Here is a 579-nt window from a genome sequence, read left to right on the forward strand (position 1 = left end):
TCCCTGCGGAGGGCTATCGGCGCGAGTGGCGGGAATGTGCGGGGTGCGGAGGGGCGGTGAATTGTCTCCCTGCCTCCTCGGTGGACGTCTGGCAGTCGCTGGCCACCCAGTATTACGAAATCGATTTTTCCGGCCGTCCCCTGCGTGAACGCTACGATCAGGTGATGGCCCTGCCGGCGGAGCGGTCGGACAATGCGGGTCGGGTGACGAGGATCCGCGAATACCTTTCGCATTTTTCGCCGCCGCCGCGGGTTTTAGATATCGGCGCGGGACTGGGGGTTTTTCTTTCGGCATTTCTGGCGGACGATTGGACGGGCACGGCGTTTGAACCCGACCCCCTGGCGGCGGCGCACTTGCGGTCCTTGGAAAAATTTGCCGTGAGAGAAGGGCTTTTCACCGGGCAGGTGGATGTCCGGGACTACGGACTCATCACCCTGAACAAGGTGGTCGAGCACGTGCGTGAACCGCAGCGTTTGCTTCGGGATGCCGCCGGGGCGCTGGATCCGCTGCGGGGGTTGCTCTACGTGGAGGTGCCGGATCGGGAGACGCTTGCCCTGCGGCCCTCCTCGGACAACATCC

1 protein-coding gene is annotated in these 579 nt (G+C 64.1%); it reads left to right on the forward strand.

Going from position 1 to position 579, the window contains the following annotated elements; translation table 11 throughout:
* Positions 1 to 56: 56 nt before the first annotated feature.
* On the forward strand, positions 57 to 579 hold a 523-nt coding region (locus M1V25_RS10285; RefSeq protein WP_498843227.1), incomplete at its 3' end, for a class I SAM-dependent methyltransferase.

Source organism: Candidatus Nebulibacter yamunensis, from assembly GCF_024208055.1.
Lineage (GTDB): Bacteria > Pseudomonadota > Gammaproteobacteria > Francisellales > Francisellaceae > Caedibacter > Caedibacter lacustris.